Below are 23,586 nucleotides of genomic sequence, written 5' to 3' on the forward strand. Positions count from 1 at the left end.
TGTGGGTTCATTATATACCATCCTCTTTCTGTTGAAAAGATTCTTTTCTTTGAGCGGCAAGCTCCGTCAACTTTTCCCGGGAATTCCATTGCGGATGTTCCAACACCTGCTCCAGCATCCACTCCAGCGTTTCTCCCATCTCTTTCCCCGGCTGCATCCCCATCGCTATCAGATCTTTTCCCGAAACCGCCAGCTCTTTCAGGGATACACATTCTTCTTTTTGAATGATATCCTCGTAAATCTCCTGAACCCGCCGCAGATTCTCCAGCTTTTCTTCTCTCTTATAACTGCTCTGTGCCAGGGTATCCGCCATTCTGACCTTCAGGTAGTCCAAAAACAGATCTTTCCCGATCCGGTGCATTCCTTTCCTGACGGCAAGAGGCTCCGCCTTTATCCTATCATCATGAAAGCGGATCAGTTTCGTTACCTTCTGCCGGGTTTCATTGTCAAACTTCAGCCGCTTCAAAATATGTTCCGCCATTTTTTCACTGACGGCTCCATGTCCTTTGAAGTGCGCCACTCCGTTTTCATCCATGGTTTTTCTGGCAGGTTTTCCGATATCGTGCAGCAGCATGGTCAGACGCAGACTTTTTTCCGGCAAAATGTTCTCCATACTGTGTACGGTATGCAGCCCTACGCTGCAGTTGTGATGCGGCGTTTCCTGTTCGGTTTCCATCATCGCATCAAACTCCGGCAGGATGGCGCCTGTGATCCCCAGCTCATAGCCTTTCAGGATCATTTGCGGATTGGGCGACGTTACCAGCTTGACCAATTCTGCCTGGATCCGTTCTGCGCTGATCTCTCGGAGGGTGTCTGCCAGCTCCTTCATGGCAAAGGCCGTTTCCGCTTCCACCTGAAATCCCAGTTGTGCCGCAAACCGGATCCCTCTTAAAATGCGAAGCGCATCCTCTCTGAGACGTTCCCTGGGGTTTCCCACGCACCGGATCCTGCCTTCTCTTAGATCCTGTATTCCCTGAAAACAATCCACCAGCCCTCTTGTGGGATTGTATGCCATCGCATTGATGGTAAAGTCTCTTCGGCGCAGGTCTTCCTTCAGGCTCTTGGTAAATTCCACATGGTCCGGATGGCGTCTGTCCGAATAGGTTCCGTCAATCCGGTAGGTGGTTACTTCAAAGCTCTCTTTTTGCAGCCGCACCGTCACCGTTCCGTGTTCGATACCGGTATCGATGGTTCTGGAAAACAACCCCTTTATCTCCTCCGGGGAGGCCGACGTGGTCACATCCCAGTCCTGCGGCCTTCTTTTCAGCAGCGTATCCCGCACACAGCCTCCCACCGCATAGGCTTCATGCCCGCTTTCCTCCAGCCGGCTTATGATCTGCCTTACCTTCTCCGGTATGTCTATCTCCAGTTCTTTTACAGGCGTTTCTATCCGTTTTTCCTGCTCCATTCTTTCCTCCCGAATCTCCCCGGAAAGTCCCTTGTCCCTTTCCGTCCGACACTAGAAACTTTTCCTCTTAGCATACGGGGACGGAAGAGTCTTCCTGCTCCCCGTCCCCTCTTTTTGCAAGGTTCTTCCCCAGATTCCTGTTTGCCGAAACTGCCTGGCTCTCTCTTCTCCTGCCGGGCGATGCGCTTTGGCATCTTCAGGAATATCCGGCAAGCTTAATAGGATTTTCCCCAGTATGCCATATGCTTCGCCGGCTTGCCACACCAAATACAGGTATCTGAGATCATTTCTTCATCTTCGATCAGACATCTGGTGGAAGCTCCTCCGGTTACATATTTTACTTCTCCTTCACATTCCGGATCCCCACACCAGCATGCTTTTACAAATCCGCGGTTTGCCTTGAATTTTTCTTCCATCTCTTCCATGGTCACTGCTGTGTCAATATGGCTGTCCAAAAATTCTTTGGCGCGGTCATACATATCCTGCTGCTCCTGCTCCAGGATCTCCCGGAGCCTTACGCTTATGGCATCCAGAGACACCACTTCCTTTTCCCTGTTGTCACGACGGACTACGATCACCTGGTTGTTTTCGATATCCTTCGGTCCGATCTCGATCCTGGTGGGGATTCCTAGCATTTCCTGCTCGGAGAACTTCCATCCGGGACTCTTCTCGGAATCGTCGATCTTCACCCGGTATCCTGCCTTCTTCAGCTCATCCAACAGGGCGTAGGCTCTGTCCAGAACCCCTTCCTTGTGCTGTGCGATAGGGATAATACGGCATTCCACAGGCGCCACATGCGGCGGAAGCACCAGGCCGCTGTCGTCTCCGTGCACCATGATCAGCGCTCCGATACTTCTGGTGGACCATCCCCAGGAGGTCTCATACACACTGTGCAGCTCGTTGTTCTTGTCTACATATTTGATGTTAAACGCATCCGGGAATCCGCTTCCGAAGAAATGACTGGTAGCGGACTGCAGCGCCTTTCCGTCGTGCATCAGCGCTTCAATGGTGTAGGTATCCTGTGCTCCCGCAAATTTTTCGTGCTCTGCCTTTCTTCCCGAAACAAAAGGAATGGCAAGCGTATCACGATAACAGTCCTCATACACTTTCAGCATCTGGATGGTCCGCTCTTCCGCCTCCTCATAAGTGGCGTGGATGGTATGGCCTTCCTGCCACAAAAACTCCCTGGAACGCAGGAACGGTCTGGTGGTCTTTTCCCAGCGAAGCACTGAATTCCACTGGTTCCATACCTTCGGCAGATCCCTGTAGGACTGCACTGTTCTTGCCCACAGGTCGCAGAACAGCGTTTCTGAGGTAGGACGGATGCACAGTCTTTCCTGCAGCCTTTCCATTCCTCCATGTGTCACCCACGCAACCTCCGGAGCAAATCCATCTATGTGATCCGCTTCTTTTTCCAGCAGATTTTCCGGAATCAAAGTAGGAAGGTAAACGTTTTCTACTCCCGTTTCCTTAAATCTTCTGTCCAGATCCGCCTGGATCAGCTCCCAGATCGCATAACCGTTGGGCAGATAGTTCAGACAGCCCTTCACACTGGAATAATCGCAGAGCTCTGCTTCTCTTACTACATCTGTGTACCACTGCGCAAAGTTCTCGTCTCTGGACGTAATGCTTTGTACTAACTTCTTGTCTTTTGCCATAACTGTTCTCCTTTTCTGTTTGATATACGATAAGGAAACGCAAAACGCCGAATCCTGCGCTCCCCAAAGGGACCGAAGGACTCGGCGGTACCACCCTAATTAACTGCACTTTTGCAGTTCTCTCTGCTTGCCGTTAACGCCGGCATCTACGCTGCACTTTCATGCAGTGGCTCCAAGGCGGGTTCCAAAAGACTTCTGCGGGAGCCTCTCACCTATCTGACTCCCTCTCTGGCGCAGGTTTCTTCTGTACTGTTCCTCTTCATCGCCGTTTTTGATCATGCTTTATTCTAATAGGTGCCGTCTTGTTTGTCAAGCATTCTTCCCGCTTGCCGGCTTTCCTGATTTTTTCCATTTCCTCTCTGTTTTCTCTTTTTTTGCAGACAGTCCCTTCTCTTTTCCGTCTTATTTTATTTTTCTATAATTGTGTATGGTTCATAGAAATTATCAATTTTCCTCCCTTTTTTGTTTCTGCTATACTGTTTAGGCAAAATGCAATGTCTTAACAGTAAGAGGAGGACTATATGAAAAAAAGACAACTCAGCCTGATACTGGCTGCTGCGCTGACGGTAGGCTTATTATCTGCCTGTGCAGGAAAAAAAGAAGAGGTTGCTTCTTCCGAAAAAGCAGAAAAAGTCACTTATGAAAGTGTCTCCACAGAGGATCTGGAGAACGCACTGAAAGAAGAGAACACCATCGTGCTGGACGCCCGTTCCCAGGATTCTTACAGCGGCTGGGCCTTAAACGGCGATGCACGCGGAGGACATATTCCGGGAGCCGACCTTTTTTCGGCCTTCTGGCTGACCTGTGACTATGATGACAAGGAAAACCTGGAGGGTCTGACCCGGAAGGAAGTTTTGAAAAAAGCTTTAAAAAACAAAGGCATCACCTCCGACAAGCAGGTGATCGTCTATGACACCAACGGAAAGGATGCCAAGGAAGTCTGCGATTACCTCGCAAAGCAGGGCATCAAACAGCTTTCCACCTATGACGCCAAACAGTGGCTGTCCGATGACTCCAAAGAAACCGAATCCTACCTCAACTACGATATGTATGTTCCGGCCAGTGTCGTAAATGAGATTGTTTCCGGCAATATACCCGAAGACTTTACTGCCTCCGATAAGATCGTGGTGCTGGATGTCAGCTGGGGAAGTGAAAAAAAGAGCGGCTACCTGGATGGACATGTGCCCACTTCCGTACACATCAACACCGACAGCTTTGAGCCGCCGAAGGTCTATGCCAATGACATCGAAGAATGGCGGCTTGCCGATCCCGCTACCCTGGAGGCTCTCCTCCTGAAAAACGGGATCACAAAGGATTCCTGTGTCATCGTCACAGGTCCCGAACCTATGGCAGCCTGCCGTATGGCCGTAATCTGCAAATATATGGGAGTAGAGGATGTACAGGTGATGAGCGGCGGTCTGGTCACCTGGAAGGGCGAAGGCTACCAACTGGAAAAGAAAGCCAACAAGCCGGAGGCAGAAAGTGACTTCGGCACGGAGGTTCCCGCCAATCCGCAATGGATCACCACCATCGAACAGGCAAAAGAAGGACTTCAGGATCCCGGCAGCATTCTGGTGGACAACCGTACCTGGGAAGAATACATCGGAAAAAGTTCCGGCTACGACTACTATGATGTTGCCGGAAGGATCGAGGGCGCCGTATTCGGCCATGCCGGAATCGGAAGCTCCAGCTCTGTCTATTACTATCGGAATATCGACAAGACTATGCGGACCTCTTCCGACATCCTGAAGCTTTGGGAAAAAGACGGGATCGATCCCCAGAAGCACCTGATGTTCATGTGCGGAAGCGGATGGCGGGCCGCTGAGATCCTGTGGGACGCCAAAGTCATGGGGCTGGAAAATACGTCTCTTTACAGTGACGGCTGGATCGCATGGAGCAACGAAGGAAATCCCTACGTAACCGGAGATCCCACAAAATAAGACACCTGCTCCTAAACAAAATAAAAAAGCATCTCAAACCACACCGTCTTCTTGCTCCGGTTGTGGAATGGATGCTTTTTTTATTTTGCCGGTACATAACCTGTAAAAAACTCTGTCAGTGCGTCTAGCGTCTTCATCAGCACCGGAAGCTCCTTCTCGTCCAGCCGTTCCAGGATCACTTTGGTCATCTGCCGGTGATAGTCCTCGTGGTGGAGGTAGGCTTTTCGCCCCTTCTCTGTCAGCCGCACATAGACGACGCGTCTGTCCGTTTCACTTCTTTCCCGTTTTACGTATTTTTTCTTTACCAGACTGTTCATTGCCGTAGTCAGGGAGCCCACCGTGATGTTCAGCTTTTTGGCCACCATGGACATATTGCTGTCCTCCCCCAGCCCGATCGCCTCGATCACGTGCATATCGTTGTTGGTGATATCCCTGAATTCTTCCGTAATGATCGCCTTTTCCTCCAGTTCCCAGATTTCGTTGATCAGGTTTACCAACACCTCATTGATGGTCCTGTATGCATCCTCCATGAATAATATCCTCTCCTCCTGCAGCTTTTACCTCTCTTCGCAGTCTATAGTATACTCTCCCTTATACCAAAGAATCAATCACTTCTTTTACCCCTTCCATTTTTTTCACCGACGCTACGTTTCCTCCGCAAAACAAAAGGCCTTCTTCTATGTCTCCCTCAGCGGCGCGGATCAGCGCCTCGGTAATACAGTAAGGCGTACTTTTAGGATGGCAGCTTTTCAGACACCGGGTACAGCCGGCGGGCGGAATCCTTTCTGTTTTCAGCCTTTTCGTCAAGGTATTGGAGATGGCTCTTCCCGGCATTCCCACCGGACTTTTGATCAGCTCCACCTCTTCTTTCCCGGCCGTCACATACCTCTCCTTGTAGCGGGGATGTGCGTCACATTCCCAGGTGGCGATCAGCCTGGTGGCCACCTGTATTCCGTCTGCTCCCAGACGAAACGCTTCCTCTGCCTGACTTTTTTCTCCGATTCCCCCTGCCAGAATCACGGGAATAGGTACCTGGTAAGCATTTTCATAGCCTTTCGCCACTTCCATGATCTTTCGGATCTCCGTTTCGTATCCCACTGTCTGATAGAGGTCAAGCTGCTCCTTCTGAAAGCCCAGGTGTCCTCCGGCCATGGGGCCTTCTATGATTAAAAGCTCCGGCATTCTGCGGTATTTCTTTCCCCAGTACTTTAGAAGGATTTCTGCCGATCTGGCCGTGGAGACGATCACCCCCAGACAGATCGGGGAGTCTTTTACATATCCCGGCAGATCCATGGGAAGCCCTGCACCGGATATGATCAGGTCTGCTGAAAGCTCTTTTGCCTTTTCCACGGATTCCCTGTAGCAGGACATGACCGTCATAATATTAAAGCCGATCCAGCCCTTTCCTGCGATTTCTCTTGCCTTCCGGTATTCTCGCTCCATGGCAAGCAGATTGGCTTTTTGCGGCTCTTTCCGAAAGTTCTCCTCCCGGAATCCGATCTGTGCCGCCGATATGACGCCGATCCCTCCTTCTTTTGCCACAGCGCCCGCCAGACCTCCCAGACTGATGCCGATCCCCATTCCTCCCTGCAAAAAGGGACGTTCCACTCTTCGCCCTCTAATCTCCAGTTGCTTTGCCATAGCTTCTCCTACATCTTTCGAAATCTTTCATATCGTCTCTTTCTCAGTTCCTCTGCACTCAGCCTTTCCTGCCGATTAAAAAAGTCGTGCAGCTCTCTTCGCAGCACAGTCGTTACCGGCTCCATCGTTTTGGCAGTATAGGATTCCGGTTCCCGGATGATTTTTTCTACCACTCCCATGACATACAGATCTTTTGCCGTCAGCTTCATCATTTCTGCCGCTTCCTTTGCCCGGCTCCCATCCTTCCACAAAATACTGGCAAACCCTTCCGGGGACAGAATGGAGTAAACGGCGTTTTCCAGCATCCATACCTCGTCTGCCACTGCCATTCCCAGGGCCCCGCCGCTTCCGCCTTCTCCTATCACGATGGCTACCACCGGCACTTCCAGATCCGAAAACTCTGCCAGGTTCCTTGCAATCGCCTCTCCCTGGCCTCTTTCTTCTGCAGAGGTCCCACAAAAGGCTCCCGGCGTATCCACCAGACAGACAATGGGCCGGCCGCACCGCTGTGCCTCCTTCGCCAGCCGCCTTACCTTTCGGTACCCTTCCGGCATAGGCATTCCGAAATTTCTTTCTACATTTTCCCTGGTAGTCCTGCCTTTTGCCTGAGCGATCACTGTGACCGGGCGCCCCAGAAAGCTTGCGATCCCGCCCAGGATCGCCCTGTCTTCTCCCGATTCCCGGTCTCCATGCAGTTCGAAAAAATCCGGAAACAGAGCATCGATGTAGTCCCTTGCCACCGGGCGGTCTTTTTTTCTGGACAGCTTTACCCTTGCCCAGGCGCCTTCCTTTTTTCTGCCCGCCGTTTCCTCTTTCCTGTCTGTTGTCCGTTCCCATCTCGCAAGAGCTTCCCTGCCGCTTCCTTGTCTGAAGTCCGCAAGATCTCCCTCTGCTTCTGATTCTGATTCTCCTGTCGCTGTCCCGGCTGTGTTTTCTTCGCCCTCATATCCGGACCCCAAAACCTCTTTGACGGTGCCCTCCTCTGCCTTCCTGCCATGAAGCCGCAGGAGAAACCCAAGGGTCTCTCTCATCTCTTCTCTTTTGACGATTCCGTCCAGAAATCCCTTTTCCAGCAGAAATTCCGATTTCTGGAATCCCTCGGGAAGTTTCCCCCCTATAGTCTGTTCTATGACTCTTGGCCCCGCAAACCCGATCCGCGCCCCGGGCTCTGCCAGGATCACATCTCCCAGCATGGCAAAGCTTGCCGTAACCCCTCCCATGGTGGGATCTGTCAGCACACTGACGTAGAGGTTTCCGGATTCCTTGTGTCGTTTAAACGCCGCTGCCGTCTTTGCCATCTGCATCAAAGAAACGATCCCTTCCTGCATCCTCGCTCCGCCGGAGCAGGTAAACAGTACTACCGGCAGTCCTTCTTTGGTGGCTCTTTCTGCCAGTCGGGTGATCCTTTCCCCCACTGCATATCCCATACTGGCCATCAAAAAACGTCCGTCCAATGCTCCGACAGCCACCGGCTGTCCGCAAATTGATCCTTTTCCTGTGAGCACCGCCTCTGTCAGCCCCGTTCTTTTTCGCAGTTCCTGCTTTTTTTCTTCATAGCCGGGGTATTCCAGAGGATCCGACACCGGCAGTTCCTCTTTCCATTCTTCAAAACTGTCTTTGTCCAGTATGATCTCCAGCCTCCTTTTCGCAGAGATATGAAAATAGCCCCGACATTTCAGGCAAATGTACTGCTGTTCTTTTACATCCTCCGTTAAGATGGCTCCGCCGCATTTCGGACATTTTTTCAGCAATCCTTCCGGCACTTCCGGAGTCGGACTTTTTCCCGGTGTGACATGGCTTTTCTTCCCGATCTGAAAAATTGGTTTTTTAAATACGCGATCCAGTTTCATCCCACTCACCTCTTACCAGTCTTTCTGTATCTGCTCAATAAATTCTACATCCGTCTCCCCTGCCAGATAGCGGGGATGGCTCATGATCCCATACTGGTAATCCACATTTGTATCGATCCCTTCTACGATCACCTCTCCCAGGGCACTCTGCATCCGACAGATGGCTTCCTGCCGGCTTTCTCCCCACACGATGACTTTTGCGATCATGGAATCATAGTAAGGCAGCACCTCATATCCGCTGTATACTGCCGTGTCGATCCGCACTCCCATCCCTCCCGGAAAATGGAGACCGGTAATGACTCCCGGCGACGGGCGAAATCCCTTCTCGGGAACCTCCGCATTGATCCTACATTCAATGGCATGTCCTTTCAGTCGGATATCTTCCTGTAAGATCGACAACAGTTCTCCCGATGCGATCCGAATCTGCTCTTTTATCAGGTCCACCCCGGTCACCCACTCTGTGACCGGATGCTCTACCTGGATCCGGGTATTCATTTCCATAAAGTAAAACGCTCCCGTCTCCTCCAGAAGAAATTCTATGGTCCCTGCATTTTCATATCCGGCGGCCTTCGCCGCCTTCACTGCCATCTTTCCCATCTTTCTTCTCAGCTCCTCCGACAGTGTGGCGCAGGGCGCCTCCTCTATCATCTTCTGATGATTCCTCTGGATCGAACAGTCCCTTTCTCCCAGATGAATCACATTCCCGTATTTATCTGCCAGGATCTGAAATTCAATATGCCTCGGTTTTCGGATATAGCGCTCCAGATACATGGTATCATCTCCAAACGCCTGCCGGCTTTCGGTCTGTGCTGTCAGAAACTCAGAAGAAAACGCCTCCTCTTCCCATACGACCCGCATTCCTTTTCCTCCGCCGCCCAGCGCCGCCTTCACCATAACCGGATATCCGATCCTCCTCGCCGCTTTTTTCCCTTCCTCTACCGTCCGGATCGGCTCTTTGCTTCCGGGAATCACCGGGATTCCTGCCGCCATCATGGTTTTCCTTGCTTCCTGCTTGTCTCCCAGTTTTGCGATCACAGCGGAAGGGGGGCCCACAAAGCAGATCTTGCAGGCCTCGCACAATCCGGCGAACTTACTGTTTTCCGACAGAAAGCCAAAGCCGGGATGGATCCCTTCCGCTCCGCTTGCAATGGTAGCGCTCAAGATGGCTTCCATATTCAGATAGCTGTCCTTTAAGGCCGCCGGTCCGATGCAAATAGCCTCGTCTGCCAGCTTTGTGTGAAGAGCCTCTTTGTCTGCCTCCGAATAAACTGCCACCGTCTCGATCCCCATTTCCCGGCAGGCACGGATGATCCGCACTGCAATTTCTCCACGGTTTGCGATCAATAGCTTTCTCATTCCATCACCTACCCTACTATAAAAGTCAGTTCTGCGCTGACAACCGTCTTTCCCTCTACGCTGGCAACCGCTTCTCCCACGCCTACCGGCCCTTTTTTCCGGATGATGCGGGTCTCCAGACGCACTTTATCTCCCGGGGAGATCTTTCCTTTGAACCTGCATTTAGAGATTCCTCCAAAATAAGCGGTTTTTCCCTGATTTTCCTCACAGCTTAAAATAGCCACCGCTCCTGTCTGCGCCAGCGCTTCTACCGTCAGAACCCCCGGCATCACCGGCTCTTCCGGAAAATGCCCCCGAAAAAATCCTTCTCCGTAGGAAACACACTTGTATCCCACTGCATATTCTCCCGGCTGATAATCCTCCACATAGTCCAGTAGCAGGAACGGGTAGCGATGCGGCAGGATCTCTTTGATCTGCTGAATGTTCAGTCTGTTCATCGTTTTCTCCTTCTTCCTAACTTTTTATCCGAAACAACGGCTGCTGATATTCCACCAGCTTCCCGTTCTCTGCCAGGATTTCCAGGATCTGTCCGTCGCAGTCGCTTTCGATTTCATTCATCAGCTTCATTGCCTCGACGATTCCAAGGATCTGTCCCTTTTTGACCCGGTCTCCCACCTGTACATAGGGAGCGGCATCCTCTGCCGGCGCCGCATAAAAGGTTCCCACCAGGGGAGAGGTCACCACATTTCCCTGAAGTTCTTCCTGCTCCTGCCTCTTTTCTTCCGTACCGGTCGTCTGCTCCCACCGGACCTGTTCCGTTATCTTTTTCGGCAGTTCTTCCAAACCAATCGGTTCTTTTTCTTTCCGTAAATGCAGTCTCACTCCATTTTCTTCATACTCCAGCTCCGAAAGCCCGGACGCCGACATGGAAGAAATCAATTGCTGCAGCTGTGTCACTTCCATCTCTTTTCCCTCTACCCTTCATACTGCTTTGCCAATAAAGTTGCATTGTGCCCGCCAAATCCCAGAGAATTGGACATTGCAAAGCGGACGTTTCTTTTTACCGGACTTCCAATAGCATAGTTCAGATCACATTCTCCTTCCGTTTCCCTGGTTCCCATCGTCTGATGGATCAGGCCGTTTTCCAGAGTTTTCATGCATGCCACAAATTCAATGCCGCCTGCTGCCCCCAACAGGTGGCCTGTCATGGATTTGGTAGAATTGATCACTACCTGATCTGCCCCTTTTCCCAGCGCTTTTTTAATGGCTCTTGTCTCAAACAGGTCGTTATAGTAGGTGCTGGTTCCATGGGCGTTGATGTAGTCCACGTCCTTTCCTTCTATCCTGCCTTCTTCCATGGCCAGCTCCATTGCTCTGGCTGCACCGCTTCCATCCTCGCAGGGGGAGGTGATATGGTATGCATCTGCCGTTGCCCCGTAACCTATCAGTTCTCCGTAGATTTTTGCCCCTCTCTTTTTGGCATGCTCCAGCTCTTCCAGAAGTACCACGCCAGCCCCTTCTCCCAGTACAAAGCCGCTGCGGTCTTTGTCGAAAGGGATGGACGCCCGAAGCGGATCCACCTGTTCTGACAGGGCAGTCAGTGCCATAAAGCCTGCCACTCCCGTGGGACAGATACAGCTTTCCGCTCCTCCTGCCAGCATCATGTCTGCATCCTGATACTGAATGGCGCGAAAAGCGTCTCCTATGCTGTTGGTTCCGGAAGCGCATGCCGTCACCACGCTGGTACATTTTCCACGAAAGCCGGTCTGAATGGACACGTTGCCCGCTGCCATGTTAGAGATCATCATGGGAACCAGAAGAGGGTTTACCCTGCCGGGACCCTTTGTCTTTAGTTTTTCACAGGCCGTTTCCACCTGTGTCAGACTTCCGATTCCTGAGCTAATGATGATCCCTGCGCGAAACGGATCCTCCTCTTCCATAATAAGTCCGGCATCCTCCACAGCTTCTCTGGCCGCCGCCACGGCATATTGGGAAAACAGTTCCATCCTTCTTGCCGCCTTTGCATCCATCCTGTCTGTCGGCGAAAAATCTTTGACCTGCGCTGCCAGTTTTACTTTATAGTCCGCAGTGTCAAATCTTGTGATCCTGTCAATCCCTACTTTGCCCCTGCACAGGCCGTCCCAGTAGTCTGCCACCGTATTTCCTATCGGGGTTACTGCTCCCAGTCCTGTTACTACCACTCTTCTTTTCATGCGTCCTCCTTACATTGCGATCCCGCCGTCCACCTGGATCACCTGTCCTGTGATATAGTCTGCCTCTTTGGCTATGAGAAATTCTACTGCCGCTGCCACATGCTCCGGCCGGCCAAATCTTCCCATCGGTATTTTCTTTGCCGCCATATCCCTGACGTTTTCCGAAAGGTCTTTGGTCATGTCCGTCTCAATAAATCCAGGCGCCACCGCATTTACTGTGATCCCCCTGGAAGCCAGCTCCTGCGCCGCCGTTTTGGTCATCCCGATCAGTCCTGCCTTTGCCGCCGCATAATTTGCCTGACCTGCATTTCCTGTGATCCCTACTACAGACGCAATATTTACGATCCTGCCTTCCCGCCTCCGGACCATCTCTCTAGCTGCAAACCGCATGGTGTGAAACGCTCCTTTCAGGTTGACTTCCAGCACCCGGTCAAACTCCTCTTCCGTCATACGCATCAGCAGATTGTCTCGTGTGATCCCTGCGTTGTTGATCAACACATCGATCTTGCCATAGGTGTCCAGAATCATTCCCAGCATTTTTTGTGTTTCCTTCCAGTCAGAAACGTCACAGGACCAAATCTTTGCTTCCGCTCCCCTTTCCTGCACCTGCTCTGCCGTTTTTTCCGCCCCTTCCCGGTTCCCCTGATAGTTCAGGATCAGGACGGTATCTTTTTTTGCCAGCCTGACTGCAATCGCTTCCCCGATCCCTTTGGATGCTCCGGTGATCAAGATCACTTTTTTGTCCGTCATGCTTCCTGCCTCCTTTGTCCTATTTTTTCTGTTATCGTCTCCATATCTTCCCATGTTGCAATATTATAAACAGGAATCTCTGTTTTCATTTTTTTCAAAAATCCGGCCAAGGTGTTGCCCGGCCCAATCTCTATCACAGCCTCCACAGCTTCTGCCTGCAAAGTTTTCATACTCTGCATCCAGAGAACCGGATGGCTGATCTGGCGGATCAAAAGCGGACGGATCTCTTCCTTCTTCGTTACTTTTTTGGCCGTCACATTGCTGATATAAGGAACCTGCAGGTCCCGGATAGGAATTTCCTCCAGCTTCTGTTCCAGCCTTCTTCCTGCCTCTTCCATGTAAGGAGAATGAAAAGGACCGCTCACCTCCAGGAACAATGTCCGTCTGGCGCCTGCTTTTTTCAACACCTCTGCGGCTTCCTCTACCGCTTTTCTTTTTCCGGTAATCACAATTTGCCCCGGACAGTTATAATTAGCGACAGTGACTCCTTCTACCGACGACAAGGCTGCTTCCAGACGGGTTTCCTCCAGTCCCAAAACGGCGCACATAGCTCCTTCCCCTGCCGGAACCGCCTTCTCCATCAAAAGGCCTCTTTCCCTGACCAATCGGACAGCATCTGTCGTTGTCAGCCCTCTTCCCTCTGTAATGGCTGCATATTCTCCCAGACTCAATCCGGCTGTCACTTCCGGCCGGATTCCTCTGCTTTCTATCTCCCGAGTCATGGCAAGCATGGTAGTAAGGAGAGCTGCCTGGGTATACTCGGTCTTTTTCAAAAGCTCCTGCCCTTCCAGGCATAGTTTCCTGATATCCAGCCCGATTGCCTGGGACGCTTCCTCGTACACCTCTTTTGCAAAATTTCCTTTTTCGTAAAAATCCATTCCCATTCCTGTTTTCTGCGTACCCTGTCCCGGATAGATAAATGCGATCTTTCCCATACTATTCTCCCTTTAACAGTCTTTTGGCTTCCCGTGTGATCCCTTCCAAGATCTCCTGGCAGGACAGTTCTTCCCGGATCAGTCCTGCGATCTGCCCTGCCATGATACTGCCTTGTTTCACGTCTCCTTCTACCACAGCCTTCCTGAGACCGCCCAGCGTCAGATATTCCAGCTCTTCCAGGGTAGCTCCTTGTTTTTCCAGCTCCAGATAGGTTTTCGTCATCTCGTTGCGCAGAGCCCGTACAGGATGTCCTGTACTCCTTCCCGTCACCCTGGAATCAATATCTTTTGCTTTCAGGATCCGTTCTTTGTAGTTTCCATGTACCTGTGACTCCTTTGCCGTCACAAAGCGGGTTCCCATCTGAATCCCCTGTGCGCCTAAAAGAAAAGCTGCCGCCATCCCTCTTCCGTCTGCGATCCCCCCGGCTGCTATGACCGGGATCTGTACCGCATCCACGATCTGCGGAACCAGCGCCATGGTGGACGTTTCTCCAATGTGTCCACCTGCCTCACAGCCTTCTGCCACCACCGCATCCGCTCCGCACCGTTCCATCCGCTTTGCCAGTGCTACAGACGCCACTACCGGAATAACCCGGATACCTTTTGATTTCCACAGCCTCATGTATTTTTCAGGGTTTCCTGCCCCTGTCGTAACCACCTTTACGTCCTCTTCCGCCACTACTTCTGCCACTTCGTCGGCATAGGGGCTCATCAGCATCAAATTGACTCCCACCGGACAGTCCGTTTTTTCTCTTGCCGCTTTGATCTGTTCCCTTACCCACTGTGCCGGTGCATTTGCGGCTCCGATCAGCCCCAGCCCGCCGGCTTCTGACACGGCGGCTGCCAGATGGTGCTCCGCTACCCAGGCCATTCCTCCCTGTACGATGGGATATTTTATTCCTAACAACTTGGTGACTTCTGTCTGCATCTGTTACAACCTCTTTCCTTTATTCTTCTTATCCTTTGTGCTGTTCTATGTAGGCCATCACATCCCCCACCGTGTCCATCTGCTCCAGATCTTCTGTGGGGATCTCGATCCCGTATTCTTCCTCCAACGCCATCACCATCTCAAACAGATCCAGGGAATCCGCTCCCAAATCTTTCTTAAAAGAAGATCCCAGTGTAATGCTGCCTTCTTCTACTCCCAAATTTTCTGCTACCAGCTTTCTTACTTGTTCAAACATCCTTGTTCCTCCTTTTTTGTATCATTTATTCATAAACCAAATGATCGGTTTATTTCCACTCTACAATAACGGCTCCCCAGGTCAGCCCGGCCCCAAATCCTGCCAGTATCAGTTTGTCTCCCTGCTTGAGCTTTCCGTCTCTGTTCATTTCGTCTAATAGAATGGGAATACTGGCAGAGGATGTATTCCCATATCTGTCCAGATTCATGGGGAATTTTCCAATCGGTTCCTCCATCCGTCTTGCAACGGCCTCTACGATCCTACGATTCGCCTGATGCAGGACATAATATCGAATCTCCTGCTTTTCCAGACGATTCTTCCTCAGAACCTCCTCCATTACTTCCGGAACCTTTTTTACTGCGAATTTAAAGACGGCCTGCCCGTCCATCTTCATAAAGTAGGCAAAAGACTCTTTCCGGTCTTTTGGGATCTCACAAAACGCCTCTTCGTTCCTATCTTTATCCGACGGTAGACTGTTCTTCGTTCCTGTGACGGCAAATCGCTCCCTTCCTTTCCCGCCTCCCAGGAAAGGATGTTCCGTCTGACACAGGTTACTATGCACTCCGTCATTCCTGCTTCTGCAGGTCAGAGCTTCTCCCTTTTCTCCATCGGAATGGATGACCGAAAGGTAGGGACGGCTTATGCTTTTTTGAAGAAGGACGGCTCCTGCCCCGTCCCCGAACAGGATGCAGGTTCCTCTGTCCGTCCAGTCGGTGATGTGGGATAGACACTCGCTCCCAATGACCAGCACCGTCTGATATCCTCCCGTTTCCAAAAGACTTTCTGCCACATGATATGCCAGTACAAATCCGGTACAGGCTCCATTTATGTCAAATGCAGCGGCATGCTGTGCCTTCAGCAATTTTTGCACTCCACAGGCAGTCCCCGGAAAGACCTGCTCTCCCGATATGGTGGCCACCAGAATCAGATCCACCTCTTCCGGGGAACATTTTGCCTGTTCCAACGCTTTTTTCCCCGCCTGATATGCCATCATAACTGTAGTTTCTTCTGCTGCGATCCTCCGTTCCCGGATCCCGGTCCGTTCCCGGATCCACTGGTCGCTGGTATCCACCCAGGTACTTATCTGATCATTGGTGATCCTGCACTTTGGAAGACAGGATCCTGTTCCTGCTATGATCGCCATGTTTTTCTCCTTGTTGATTTGATTTTATTTTGATTTTAATATATTTTTACTTTAATATATTTTGACTATCAAAGTATATGCCTGTCTGCTTTTCTTGTCAAGCCCTTTTTCATGGAACCCCTCTGAGAACTTTTTCGAAGAACCCTTTCGGAGAACCCTTATAGGGCCCCTCTTTTCTGCAGGTCGGCAATTTTTTCTCCATGCCGACAACCTTTTTTTCCATGATAATTGACAGATTTCTTTTTATCTCTTATACTGGGAAATGATCATTGCATCAGAAATGGGAAACAGAAGGAATCTCTTCTATCCGTATTCGGGCTTGTAATGGTTTCGACGGGGATCAGGAAGTCGAGGAAGCCATCCGTAGCGGGACACTACGTTAAAAGTTCCATCTAAATATAAACGCAGATAATAAATTAGCGTACGCTGCCTAACAGGCAGTAGTCGGTCCAGGGTCATCCGCTGCTTTGGGTACCGGCTTCAACGAGGCGGAGCACTTCGTTTCCAAAGCTTTGAGGAAATGGAAGATCTTATGAAGCTACTGAAACCGGAAACCTGTCATTAGGTGTCCGGCAGAGGGAACGTCAGATTAATGACTGTGATGGGAGATGCTTTGATGAAATGATGTTCGGACGCGGGTTCGACTCCCGCCAGGTCCATCCGGGGCATTAGCGCAGTTGGGAGCGCGCCACAATGGCATTGTGGAGGTCAGGGGTTCGAATCCCCTATGCTCCATTGATGAACAAGGCAGAAGGTCAGGAATTTTGTGAAAACAGAGTTTCTGATCTTTTTTCATTTTACAGAGGCACTTTTCGGTGAAGGGAAACAAAAAGCCCCGGGGGCGGTTTGGAACCACACGCCCCTGGGACATTCTGTTTTCGCATTTCGCTCTGTCTTTTACTTTTTTATATAACCAGCCACAGGCTCTTATCCTCTCCTGTATCTGTCGGATACAGGCATTTACCCGATCCATGCTCCGTTGGCTGCAAACCGGTAATTGTGTCCACCCACCGAGATCGTGGCATTCGCTGCCATGGCTCCGCTTCCCGTCAGGTAATACCAGGTATTTCCCTGCTGCAGCCAGCCTGTCATCATGGCTCCGCTTCCTGCCATGTAATACCAGTTGCCTCCATCGTTGATCCAACCGGTCTGCATGACTCCGTTTGACGCCATATAATACCAGGTTCCGCCGGCGTTGACCCAGCCAGTTTGCATCGCTCCGCTTCCTGCCATATAGTACCAAGTGCCTCCGTCATTGACCCAGCCGGTCTGCATCGCTCCGCTTCCTGCCATATAGTACCAGGTGCCGCCGTCGTTGACCCAGCCAACCTTCATATTGCTATTCACTTTGTCAAAGAAATAGTAGACGCCACCGATCGCTTTCCAGCCTTTTGCAGACTTATTATCGTTTTCAAAGTAATACCACTGTCCGCCATCCTGCAGCCACTGATTTTTCACGGCATACCCTCTTGCGTCAAAGTAGTACCATTCTCCTTCAATCTGCTTCCATGCAGAAGCCGGATAGCTTCCGTCTGCATTTCTGTACCATCTGCCGGTTCCGTCTATCTGCCATCCTTCTTTATCGTCCACATCCGGGGTTTTGGTCTTCTTGTATTCGTATACAAATTCTCTTCCTGCCCCGATAAAGTCTTTATCCCCTTTCGGAATCGTCGGCTCTGAGAGAAGCTCATAGCCTTCCAGCTCCTTCTTCTCAATGGGATATTCGGAGATCATATGATATTCGTAGCCTCTGAAGATCTCCGGCTCTACGATATCTTTTTTTGTCGCGGCATCTATGTAGCGTACCTTGATCTCTCTGATATCCTCTTTTCCTGCCGGGAAGAATCCGGTTTCCCCGGTAATCCCGTTGTTGAGTACCTGCAGCGTTGCTACCGGCTTCTCTAAAAAGTTTTTTCCATCCAGTGCAACCTGGAGTGTGTAAGTTTTATCCGTTCCCGCTAATCTTGCCGGAAGTATTTCGATCAACTGTGTGTTCCCTGAACCGATCACACCCGTTTTATACTTGTAGGCAATTCCCAAGAAACGATTGCTGCCATCTCACTCCGGTACGTGGATTACCGGCCATACAATGCCGTTCTCATCCACTGCACGAATCTTTGTTTTCGTATCATCCAGATTGGTTCCGCTTAATTTCAAATGGACCTTCAGTTGTCCCAGAGACTTGCGGACCGTTACCACTGCATGGGTAGAGGTTGCTCCCTCCTCTGAACCGGATAATACACTGATGCTCATATGACTTAAAGTCTGATCCCCGGCGGTCTTTCCCTTGGGAAGTACAGACACTACGGCCGCCTTTGCCGGATTTTCCACCGTCGGCTCATAAATCGGCACTTTGTCTACCTCTACCTTCAGCAGATAACTGATGGTGTTGTCTGTTTCGTTGGCCGGTAATGTATAGGTCAGAGTCGGCTCTGCTCCCGGTGTTACTTCAATGGGGATTTCTGCCGGAGATGTTTCTGCTCCCCGGATCAGCTTGGCCTGGATCTGATCTTTTGACAAGGTGTCCAGCCGAACGCCCTTCAGGGTAGCCACCACCTGACCGCCTTCTGCCGAGAGGATGCCCGGTGTTACCTGGATATCATCTACATGAGGTCTTGACATAACCGCCCATTTAAAGTCTTTCACAAGCTTTCCGTCCGCCGTTTTCAGAGCTCCCTCTTTTACATAGAGAGCCGTGTCCGCCTTTGCATCGTATTTCTGGGCCAGCTTGATGGTCACGGTCTTTCCTTCTACCGTCACAGTGTCTGCCGCTTCCAGATTCCTGCGGTTCGCCTGATCGTCTCCATCCGATGCCAGATAGATCAGCGGCTTGATCTTCTCTGCTTCTCCTCCGGCTGTCACATCCTGCTCAAAGGTTGCCACCACCGTTGTATCGTCTGTCATGGCAACTGTGGAAGGCAGCAGCGAAACGGTGCTTGCCGCTTTCCCATCCTGCATGACCTTTAACTGCTGTATCTCGCTACCGTTTGAATCGGTTACCAAAATGCGATATTCCAGGCCGTTTTTCATTTTGTTGATCGGTATGGTAATAGTCGCTCCATCCGCTCTTTTTTCCTTTACTGCCGCCGGATATCTTCCCGTCATCTCCATGTTTCCGTCCTGCGTGTATGTTTTTACGTCTACATTCCACGCATCTGCCGTCAACCCCTGTCCGTTCAGAGTCAGCGTCACATCTCCCCCTGCTTCTCCAATCTGTGTTGGATTTACGGAAGCTGTAATCGACTGATCCTGATTCGTGACAGCCCCTGACTCTTCAGGTTCCGCCGCCCGTACTGCCAGACCGCCCTGCGAAAACAACAGAGCGCCCGCCAGCACAAGACTGACCAGTTTCTTTCTCATGTTCTTCCCTCCTCGTGTGTTTTTGTTCCCTCTCGATTTTCTCGAAAATAAACTTCCTTTTCATTATAGCGGATGTTCTCTTCTCTTTTCTACCATTTTACTTATTGTTTTTTCTGATAAGGCCTTCATTTATAGGTATTTTCTATATGTGCTTATAGGAAAATCCCGATAATGCAGGCAGAAATACCGACGCAGATTCCCCCTTCTATCAAGCAGTTCTCTGGATCTCTGACAGTCAAAACTGCCGCTCCCCAAAGGAGCAGAAAAGAGGGACGGATTCTATCCCGCAGGAATACAATCCGTCCCTCTTTTCTCTCTTTCTTCCCTATGATTCCTACAACATTCCGAATCTGAAATCTCGTTTCTTTATCTGTCATTTGTCAGTTTTAACCGATCCAGCACATGGAAGATCAGGCTCAGCACCATTCCTACCACGCAGGCCAGCACCATTCCCTTTAGCTGAATGCTGCCCATTTTTACCATAACGCCAGACAGACCCGTCACAAATACGATAGAGGTCAGCGTAAGGTTCCTGGATTTTCCATAATCCACTTTTGAATCTACCAGAATGCGGATTCCGGATGCTCCGATCATTCCGTACAGCAGAAACGAAATGCCTCCGATCACAGGATTGGGAATCGTCTGGATCAGGGCGGACAGTTTTCCCACCAGGGAGCAGATGATAGAAAGGATGGCCGCTCCGGCAATCACCCTAACGCTGTAGACTTTCGTCACAGCCATGACTCCGATGTTCTCTCCGTAGGTCGTCGTCGGCACAGATCCAATCAGACCTGAAATCATGGTGGACAGGTTATCTCCCAGCAAAGATCTGTGCAGTCCCGGATCCTTCAGAAGGTCTTTTCCTACGATCTTGCTGGTCACTACCTGGTGTCCGATGTGTTCCGAAGCGATCACCAGCAGCACCGGAAGGATGATCAAAACAGCTTCCAGACTGAACTTTGGTGTCTGAAAGTTTGGCAGAGCGAAGAAAGGAGCTGCTTTGACTGCCGAAAAGTCTACCATTCCTGTTGCGATCGCCGTTACGTATCCTGCAACCACTGCGATCAGGATCGGGATGACCGATAAAAATCCTCTGAACAGTACCGTTCCAAACACGGCAACTCCCAAAGTCACTGCAAATACCAGCACATTTGCCATGGATATTTTTTCATCCAGAAGTCCCGCATTCTGTGCGGCTGTCCCCGAAAGTTCCAGTCCGATCAGCGCCACCACCGGTCCCATTGCCGCCGGCGGAAGTACCACATTGATCCATTCCGAACCGAATTTATAGATAATGAGAGCCAGGATACAGCCTCCCAGGCCGACTACCACGAATCCGCCCAATGCATACGGATACCCCATTTCACTGATCACCACTCCTGCCGGAGCCAGAAATGCAAAGCTGGAGCCCAGGTAGGCCGGCGCTTTTCCTTTTGTGATGGCAATAAACAGCAGGGTCCCCACTCCGTTCATAAACAGAACGATTGCCGGATTGATCCCAAATAAAAAAGGTACCAGCACTGATGCTCCGAACATTGCAAACATGTGTTGCAAGCTTAGCGGAATCAACAGCTTTGCCGGTACCCGGTCTTCCACCTGGATAATTTCCTGATTTCCCATAATTTACCCTCCTAATATCTCATTCCTAAATTGTAGCCTCAACCATTCTATCACACCGCATTTCCAAAGAAAACAAAAATTTTTGATAATTCCCTCACAAAATTTATTTCTTCCTATCCAGAAGCATTCCCGCATCCGTTTTCATCTAATTTTTGAAAATTATAAAGCTGTTTTGTAAATCATGCGTTATTCTTCGTATTATAATATCATAATATTTATCTCTTTATGTTGTTATTTAGATAATATTATGATATTATAAAGATATTAAAAGGAGGTTATGATTATGATTACAATTCGACCGGTATCTGACTTAAGGAATAAATTTCCCGAGATCGAGGAAACTGTTATCTCTTCCAATGCTCCCGTCTTCCTCACAAAAAACGGATATGGAACTATGGTTTTAATGAGCATCCAACAGTATTCCGCTCTCACTGACACCATCGAACACAAGCTTGATGAAGCCGACCTTTCTGCCCAGGAAAGCCCTCTTCGCCACTCTAAGTCTGAGGTGTTTCGCCGGGTAAGGAGTAGAATAGATGAATCAGATTCCCTATAAATTAACATTCCTTCCTCTTTTTGAAGAAGATCTAAATGAAATCGTAGACTATATTACCCATACTCTTAAAAATCCGACTGCTGCCCATCGACTCGTTGATGAGATAGAGCTTGCTATTATGAAAAGGCAAAATCAGCCCCTTGCTTTTGCTCCCTATCGCTCTTCCATACCAAGAGCTCTTTTATATTACAGAATCAATGTTCGTAACTTTTCTGTTTTCTACGTTGTGATAGGTGACACCATGGAGGTCCGACGAATCTTATATTCCAAAAGAGATTTCGACAAATTTCTGGACTGATCCTTGAAACAGTCGCAATGCTGTAGAACCAGCTAGCAGACATGCTTCTCCAGTGCAATAAAATGCACTGTCCGGAATCATTTGAGACTCTAAACAGCGCATTTTTCATTTTTGTTATATTCCTTTTTCACGCCAAGATGATATGTACCTAGCGATACAGTCCTTTCACTGCTGGATACATCTCCCTGAACCGGCGGTATCTTTCTTCATATTTTGCCACCAGTTCCGGCTCCGGCTCCACCGTATCTGTTACCTTTACCAGCTTCTGGGTAATGCTTTCCACATCCTTGTACACTCCGCAGCCTACTGCGGCCAGCATGGCTCCTCCCAGTGCCGGTCCTTCTTCGCTCTCCAGAACATCCACCTTCAGATTCAGCACATTGGCGATGATCTTTCTCCAAAGTGGACTCCTTGCTCCGCCTCCGCAGATCTTTGTCCGTGTGATGGGCACACCCAGAGATCTTGCCACTTCCAACGAATCCCTCAGGCCAAAGGCTACTCCTTCCAAAACCGCCAATGTCATATCCTCCCTTGCTGTGTCCATGGACATTCCAAGGAATGCCGCCCTTACATTGGGATCATTATGCGGAGAGCGTTCTCCCATCAAATACGGCAGATAGAACACCTGGTTTTCTCCCAGCTTTTTGATCTGTTCCTGTTCTTTTACAAAATCTTTCGTCCGCAGGATCGCTTCGTTCCACCATTTGTTGCAGGATCCGGCGCTCAGCATACATCCCATAAGGTGATAGTGTCCGTCTGCATGCGCAAAAGAATGCAGGGCATTATTGGCATCCACCCCAAAGGTCTTGCTGGAAATAAAAATCGTTCCGGACGTTCCAAGAGAAATATTGCATCTGCCCTCTCCTACCGTTCCCGTCCCGATAGCGGCAGCCGCATTGTCTCCTGCTCCCGCCACGATCTTCACCGTCTCAGGAAGTCCCAACTCTCTTGCAAAAGCAGGAACCAGCGTCCCTACTACTTCATAGCTTTCATACAGTCTGGGTAGCTGGCTCTCCCGGATCTGGCAGATCTCCATCATTTCCCGGGACCATTTTCTGTTCTTAACATCCATCAGTAGCATCCCTGACGCATCCGAAACATCTGTACAAAAGACTCCTGACAACCGGTAAGCCAGATAGTCTTTTGGAAGCATGATCTTTTCGATCTTTGCAAATTTCTCCGGCTCATGCTTTTTCATCCACAAGAGTTTGGGCGCCGTAAAACCGGCAAAGGCAATGTTCGCTGTACACTCTGACAGCTTCTCCTTTCCGATCTCCCGGTTCAGATAATCTGTCTCCTCCCCTGTTCTCCCATCGTTCCAAAGGATCGCCGGTCGGATCACCTGGTCGTTCTGATCCAGGGCCACCAGTCCATGCATCTGACCCCCGAATCCGATCCCGGCCACCAGCTCTTTCTTACAGTCTGCTGTCAACTCTTTTATTCCGTCTATCGCCGCATCCAGCCAGTCCTCCGGATTCTGCTCGGACCATCCTGACTTTGGAAAGAAAATAGGATATTCTCTGGATACGATCTTGTGTATCCCCCCCTCTTCATCCATCAATAACAGTTTCACAGCCGACGTTCCCAAATCAATTCCTATGTAAAACATTGTCTCCTCCTTCCCGTTCCGCCCTCCTGCCGTCATTATAGCAAGTTTCCTTTTTCGTCACGACCAATTTTTTGCCTATCTTATGGCACTTTTTTGCCTTTTTCCCGCTTCCGTCTCTTTATTC

21 protein-coding genes, 1 tRNA gene, 1 other RNA gene and 1 other annotated feature are annotated in these 23,586 nt (G+C 50.2%); of the genes, 5 read left to right on the forward strand and 18 right to left on the reverse strand.

Annotated elements, in window-relative coordinates; all coding sequences use genetic code 11:
- Positions 1-10: 10 nt before the first annotated feature.
- Positions 11-1,369, reverse strand: coding sequence for a CCA tRNA nucleotidyltransferase (locus FYJ34_RS04625; protein WP_154478824.1), 1,359 nt, complete (start codon positions 1,367-1,369; stop codon positions 11-13).
- 254 nt (positions 1,370-1,623) lie between these two features.
- The gene (gene proS / locus FYJ34_RS04630; protein ID WP_154476640.1) at positions 1,624-3,066 is read right to left on the reverse strand and encodes a proline--tRNA ligase; all 1,443 of its coding nucleotides are present in this window, start codon (positions 3,064-3,066) and stop codon (positions 1,624-1,626) included.
- Between the two features lie 64 nt (positions 3,067-3,130).
- Positions 3,131-3,338, reverse strand: a binding site (T-box leader).
- A gap of 249 nt (positions 3,339-3,587) precedes the next feature.
- On the opposite strand from proS, the gene FYJ34_RS04635 reads away from it, so the two are divergent.
- Positions 3,588-5,006: a rhodanese-like domain-containing protein gene (locus FYJ34_RS04635; protein WP_154476642.1), complete on the forward strand. Its 1,419-nt coding sequence runs from the start codon at positions 3,588-3,590 to the stop codon at positions 5,004-5,006.
- Positions 5,007-5,086: 80 nt separating this feature from the next.
- Here FYJ34_RS04635 and FYJ34_RS04640 read toward each other — a convergent pair whose 3' ends face one another.
- The 12 genes from FYJ34_RS04640 to FYJ34_RS04695 all read right to left on the reverse strand — a co-directional run bounded on the left by FYJ34_RS04640 (position 5,087) and on the right by FYJ34_RS04695 (position 16,019).
- Positions 5,087-5,536, reverse strand: a complete 450-nt coding sequence (locus FYJ34_RS04640; RefSeq protein ID WP_154476644.1) for a MarR family winged helix-turn-helix transcriptional regulator — start codon at positions 5,534-5,536, stop codon at positions 5,087-5,089.
- A 61-nt stretch (positions 5,537-5,597) separates the two neighbouring features.
- A complete protein-coding gene (locus FYJ34_RS04645) occupies positions 5,598-6,647 on the reverse strand; it encodes an NAD(P)H-dependent flavin oxidoreductase (protein WP_154476646.1) in 1,050 nt (349 codons plus the stop codon).
- An 8-nt stretch (positions 6,648-6,655) separates the two neighbouring features.
- Positions 6,656-8,497: an acetyl-CoA carboxylase carboxyltransferase subunit alpha gene (locus FYJ34_RS04650; protein WP_154476648.1), complete on the reverse strand. Its 1,842-nt coding sequence runs from the start codon at positions 8,495-8,497 to the stop codon at positions 6,656-6,658.
- Between the two features lie 12 nt (positions 8,498-8,509).
- On the reverse strand, positions 8,510-9,853 hold the full coding sequence (locus FYJ34_RS04655; RefSeq protein WP_154476650.1) for an acetyl-CoA carboxylase biotin carboxylase subunit: 1,344 nt from the start codon (positions 9,851-9,853) through the stop codon (positions 8,510-8,512).
- 8 nt (positions 9,854-9,861) lie between these two features.
- Positions 9,862-10,290, reverse strand: a complete 429-nt coding sequence (gene fabZ, locus FYJ34_RS04660) for a 3-hydroxyacyl-ACP dehydratase FabZ (RefSeq protein ID WP_154476652.1) — start codon at positions 10,288-10,290, stop codon at positions 9,862-9,864.
- 16 nt (positions 10,291-10,306) lie between these two features.
- Positions 10,307-10,756, reverse strand: a complete 450-nt coding sequence (gene accB, locus FYJ34_RS04665; protein WP_154476654.1) for an acetyl-CoA carboxylase biotin carboxyl carrier protein — start codon at positions 10,754-10,756, stop codon at positions 10,307-10,309.
- Positions 10,757-10,767: 11 nt separating this feature from the next.
- Positions 10,768-12,006 (reverse strand): beta-ketoacyl-ACP synthase II, encoded by a 1,239-nt coding sequence (gene fabF, locus FYJ34_RS04670; RefSeq protein WP_154476656.1) that lies wholly within the window; start codon positions 12,004-12,006, stop codon positions 10,768-10,770.
- Between the two features lie 9 nt (positions 12,007-12,015).
- Positions 12,016-12,756, reverse strand: coding sequence for a 3-oxoacyl-[acyl-carrier-protein] reductase (gene fabG / locus FYJ34_RS04675; protein WP_154476658.1), 741 nt, complete (start codon positions 12,754-12,756; stop codon positions 12,016-12,018).
- On the reverse strand, positions 12,753-13,691 hold the full coding sequence (gene fabD, locus FYJ34_RS04680) for an ACP S-malonyltransferase (protein ID WP_154476660.1): 939 nt from the start codon (positions 13,689-13,691) through the stop codon (positions 12,753-12,755). The genes fabG and fabD overlap by 4 nt, the downstream gene beginning before the upstream one ends.
- Before the next feature lies 1 nt (position 13,692).
- Positions 13,693-14,619: an enoyl-[acyl-carrier-protein] reductase FabK gene (fabK, locus tag FYJ34_RS04685; protein ID WP_154476662.1), complete on the reverse strand. Its 927-nt coding sequence runs from the start codon at positions 14,617-14,619 to the stop codon at positions 13,693-13,695.
- A 28-nt stretch (positions 14,620-14,647) separates the two neighbouring features.
- Positions 14,648-14,875, reverse strand: a complete 228-nt coding sequence (acpP, locus tag FYJ34_RS04690; RefSeq protein WP_154476664.1) for an acyl carrier protein — start codon at positions 14,873-14,875, stop codon at positions 14,648-14,650.
- A gap of 49 nt (positions 14,876-14,924) precedes the next feature.
- The gene (locus tag FYJ34_RS04695; protein ID WP_154476666.1) at positions 14,925-16,019 is read right to left on the reverse strand and encodes a beta-ketoacyl-ACP synthase III; all 1,095 of its coding nucleotides are present in this window, start codon (positions 16,017-16,019) and stop codon (positions 14,925-14,927) included.
- A gap of 315 nt (positions 16,020-16,334) precedes the next feature.
- Between FYJ34_RS04695 and ssrA the strand changes: the two genes are divergently transcribed.
- Both ssrA and FYJ34_RS04705 read left to right on the forward strand, forming a co-directional pair.
- Positions 16,335-16,681, forward strand: a transfer-messenger RNA (tmRNA) gene (ssrA, locus tag FYJ34_RS04700).
- Positions 16,682-16,754 (forward strand) — tRNA-Ala (locus tag FYJ34_RS04705).
- Positions 16,755-16,979: 225 nt separating this feature from the next.
- Here the strand turns inward: FYJ34_RS04705 and FYJ34_RS04710 are convergent.
- From FYJ34_RS04710 to uraA, 3 genes are all read right to left on the reverse strand, one after another.
- Entirely contained in the window at positions 16,980-18,059 is a 1,080-nt protein-coding gene (locus tag FYJ34_RS04710; protein ID WP_154476668.1) for an N-acetylmuramoyl-L-alanine amidase family protein, read from the reverse strand.
- Between the two features lie 18 nt (positions 18,060-18,077).
- A complete protein-coding gene (locus FYJ34_RS04715; protein WP_154476670.1) occupies positions 18,078-19,379 on the reverse strand; it encodes a hypothetical protein in 1,302 nt (433 codons plus the stop codon).
- A 366-nt stretch (positions 19,380-19,745) separates the two neighbouring features.
- Positions 19,746-20,999 (reverse strand): uracil permease, encoded by a 1,254-nt coding sequence (gene uraA / locus FYJ34_RS04720; protein ID WP_154476672.1) that lies wholly within the window; start codon positions 20,997-20,999, stop codon positions 19,746-19,748.
- A 283-nt stretch (positions 21,000-21,282) separates the two neighbouring features.
- Here uraA and FYJ34_RS04725 point away from each other — a divergent pair, with 283 nt between their 5' ends.
- Both FYJ34_RS04725 and FYJ34_RS04730 read left to right on the forward strand, forming a co-directional pair.
- A complete protein-coding gene (locus FYJ34_RS04725; RefSeq protein WP_154476674.1) occupies positions 21,283-21,555 on the forward strand; it encodes a type II toxin-antitoxin system Phd/YefM family antitoxin in 273 nt (90 codons plus the stop codon).
- Positions 21,536-21,853: a type II toxin-antitoxin system RelE/ParE family toxin gene (locus FYJ34_RS04730; protein WP_154476676.1), complete on the forward strand. Its 318-nt coding sequence runs from the start codon at positions 21,536-21,538 to the stop codon at positions 21,851-21,853. Before FYJ34_RS04725 ends, FYJ34_RS04730 begins: the two co-directional genes overlap by 20 nt.
- A 148-nt stretch (positions 21,854-22,001) precedes the next feature.
- On the opposite strand, the gene xylB is transcribed toward FYJ34_RS04730, so the two are convergent.
- Positions 22,002-23,462, reverse strand: coding sequence for a xylulokinase (xylB, locus tag FYJ34_RS04735; RefSeq protein WP_154476678.1), 1,461 nt, complete (start codon positions 23,460-23,462; stop codon positions 22,002-22,004).
- Positions 23,463-23,586: the final 124 nt, after the last annotated feature.

The organism is Suipraeoptans intestinalis, from assembly GCF_009696485.1.
In the GTDB taxonomy this organism is placed as follows: Bacteria; Bacillota; Clostridia; order Lachnospirales; family Lachnospiraceae; genus Suipraeoptans; species Suipraeoptans intestinalis.